This is a genomic window from Phyllobacterium sp., assembly GCF_037994405.1.
In the GTDB taxonomy this organism is placed as follows: domain Bacteria; phylum Pseudomonadota; class Alphaproteobacteria; order Rhizobiales; family Rhizobiaceae; genus Phyllobacterium.
The window spans coordinates 1-3,177 of sequence record NZ_JBBNAN010000377.1 but is presented as its reverse complement, the minus strand read 5'-3'; the positions used below and the strand labels follow the sequence as shown (position 1 = coordinate 3,177).

The following is a 3,177-nucleotide window of genomic DNA, read 5'->3' as shown; positions in this document are numbered from 1 at the left end:
TCCGTCCGAAGAGGTCCAGCTTTGCTTCATTGATGTCCTGCAGACAAATTTCGGTCAGCCCGCTCCGCTCCGCACGTCTGAGCGCCGATCCCACAAATAGTGGCGCTCTCACACCGCCGCCACCAACTAACGTAAGCTTCATCGATTGCTCCAATGCTGCAAATGTGATATCCGTACTGGTCATAACCAGTTATGTCAACTTCTGCCGAACCACATTTTTTGATCGGACTTGTACCCGCTGACACAGTGCACACGACCAATGAAACCGTGGCTTGTATTGGATTGAGGAAGGTGCAATCTGGCAAAGTCATCCGAGAATGGGCAAAAACAAGAAATGCAGTTTAAAGGGCCGCTGGGCGGAACAAGATTGATCGATCGAAATCACCCCGACCCATTATACGTCCAGCTGCGTGTGATCCTGAGAGACCAGATCGACAGCAAGGTATTTGCCGTCAACGACAAGATACCTTCTGAGCGCGAGCTTGTAGAGATGTATGGCGTAAGCCGCATTACCGTTAGACAAGCCATAAAGGATCTTGAGAATCTTGGGTTCCTGCAAACGCGAGCAGGAAAAGGCATTTATGTAACTGAGCCAAAACCAACTTATGAAATTGAAGTTGTTCGCAGCTTCACTGAAACCGCCCAAGCGAACAACCGAAAACCGGGAATGCGCTTGCTGAATAGCGCTATCATTCAGGCAGATTTGGATATCGCTCGACCTCTCTCCCTACCGGCTGGATCGAATGTTGTTTTTCTCGAACGACTTCGCTTTCTGGATGACTTGCCGGTTGTCGTGCAGAGGGATTGGTTCGCCGAAGCGATAGCGCCAGACATTCTCGATATAGACTGGACGTCGGGAAACAGATCGCTCTATGCAGAGTTCAACAACCGCTATGGCATCATACCGACGCGCGGTCAGTCAACATTGAGTGCTCGGCTGGCTTCGGAACTAGAAGCCAACCTTCTGCAGCTTGATCTTCCGGCAGCTGTACTAACGCTCGACCAGATTTCCTATGACAACGAATATCGCCCGGTCAATGTCAGCGCCATGGCTTATCACCCGGTGCGTTATCCACTGTCCCTGACCCAATTCCGCCGACGCGATTAGGGCAAGGAGAGGCGGAAACGCTGGGTGATCGGCATTCGCTTGCTTAAAAAATACCGTGCTGATTACCGCAACATGCGTGTGGCGAGTGCGCCAGAAGCGAAATCCGATTGATCATGGCGGTCAGGACAAAAAATGTTGTCCCATCCGCTCGTACTCCTGCTGGGAGTAGTCCTCGGCTTCAGCCTCGATATCGGAGAACTGACTCAGAACGCGTTTTATTATGGGCCAACCACTCAGATCCGAGCAGAAAGCCTGACGGAACTACCGACACTGATTGTAGCGGCTTTGGAGTTTTGTCCATTCATCGTTGACTTACAAAGCAATTTCTAAAGTGAAGGGCCCTTCTCTGTCGGCCAGTCATGGGCAGGGAACTCACCGACGTCTTCCACGGATGTTATCATCCGATAGCCGCCGACCTCGTTTAGGACGGCGTGTTCAACACAATTGGGTAGTATCGAAACAATCTGCGAAAGGATATGATTCAAGAGTTGAGAAATCCTATCCCGGATCCAGCGGAGGCCTAGCGTCTCCCCCAAAGCCCGAGGCTGGACCTCACGTACCTGAACATGTTTCGGTGATTTCGACTGCTATTGGTAAAGGGGGAGCCTGCTAAATTGCTGCATGTTTTCGATCAACTCACCTACAGCAAAGACGACCGGCAGATCATGGAGCACGCTCATCTCATAGCATGCGAGAGACTCAGACAAGACCCAGCTTTTTTATGAACACAATGACCGTTTGGCTCGAACAATAATGAAGCTTTTCGACAAAGGTACCCGCGATTATGAAATAATTGCGTTAATCGCCGCGCATCGAAAAACCGTCATGGTTCGCCTATTATCAACGCGGCATTTGATCAAGGGACGAAAGCGGTGCCAGACAATCTGAGCCATAAGCTAGAGTGCCCCGACTGCGGAACGTTCTATCTGCGTATGCCTGACAACGTACAAAACCACACCCTCATACAATGCCGATCATGCGCGCGGGTTCTGGGCAGATGGAGCGAGCTGCTGGCTGACTTTGATGCTCAAGTCGTTCACGATGGCGTGTTCGAAATGCGCGAGGATCAGATTGTTCGAAAGGACTAAGGCCAGAACCAACGCCTTTCGGATACCGATTGTGTCTATGGGAGATTACAGGCCATTCAAAATCGTCTTCGTCCTGCGGGATGGCAAGGCCGTCGGAAGACCAAGCAGGGCCGAAGCTCGAAAACTGCAAAGAGATATTGCTGACATGCCTGGCCGGTGCTTGCTTGGCGGCCCTTGCTCGCGTGGCATTTGTCAAGGCTGCGAGAGAAGCAGGCATATTCATTGAGACGACGCCTCGGCCTCCATCAACCGGCAAACTGACACGGTGGCAAAGAGCAGTACGAGCGGTTAGCCTGATCCGCAACACCTTAAATAGCGATGCCGTTTCCTTCAATTTGCGATCAGATATTGGGGTATCGCGCCGCCTGCTATCGTCTGGAAGGAGTACTGAAGCCTCATAATAATGATGGAGTGGAATCCTGTGCGCCGCTGTGCTGCAATGCCGGCTCGTAAAATGACTGTGGCTCGGGTAATCGTTGGGTCGCGGCGAGACGAAGGGGGAGTGCATGAACGATGGAGGAAATGGCCGTCGGTGATGCGCTGACTAAGCTGCGCGAAAAGCTGTCCCGCATCGGCGTTACCGAGCGGGAGTTCATCATACTTTTGAGCGGTTGCAGCGAACGGTTGCTCATGGAGATGATCGCTAACTGGCGCGAAATAGACATGATCATCAAGTTGATGAGCGGTGACTGGCAATGAGCGACCCGCGGGCATCGATCAGATATCCTCGTCGAAACGCTGCAAGTCCGGATCAGTCAGCCTCACACCTTGACCCCCGAATTTCTGGGAGTCATCGAAGAGTCAATGCCGGGGGCATCCGACTCGGCGGCAACGCACAGCGAAGGATACGACAGTGGTCCACGCTAGAGCGACCCCGGAGCGATTGAGCGCATTCTCCGACGCCGTGTTCGCCGTCCTTATCACAGTGTTGGTTTTGGAACTGCGCCCGCCGGAACTTCCCACCTTTAAGGCGCTCCTGTT

General features: G+C 52.5%; 2 protein-coding genes and 1 pseudogene. 2 read left to right on the top strand and 1 reads right to left on the bottom strand.

Going from position 1 to position 3,177, the window contains the following annotated elements; all coding sequences use genetic code 11:
- A pseudogene (locus AAAC48_RS21160) lies at positions 1-142 on the bottom strand (6-phospho-beta-glucosidase); the annotation flags it as partial.
- A 192-nt stretch (positions 143-334) separates the two neighbouring features.
- Here AAAC48_RS21160 and AAAC48_RS21155 point away from each other — a divergent pair.
- The gene (locus tag AAAC48_RS21155) at positions 335-1,108 is read left to right on the top strand and encodes a GntR family transcriptional regulator (RefSeq protein ID WP_340656081.1); all 774 of its coding nucleotides are present in this window, start codon (positions 335-337) and stop codon (positions 1,106-1,108) included.
- A gap of 1,601 nt (positions 1,109-2,709) precedes the next feature.
- Positions 2,710-2,895, top strand: a complete 186-nt coding sequence (locus tag AAAC48_RS21150) for a hypothetical protein (RefSeq protein WP_340656080.1) — start codon at positions 2,710-2,712, stop codon at positions 2,893-2,895.
- Positions 2,896-3,177 lie beyond the last annotated feature (282 nt).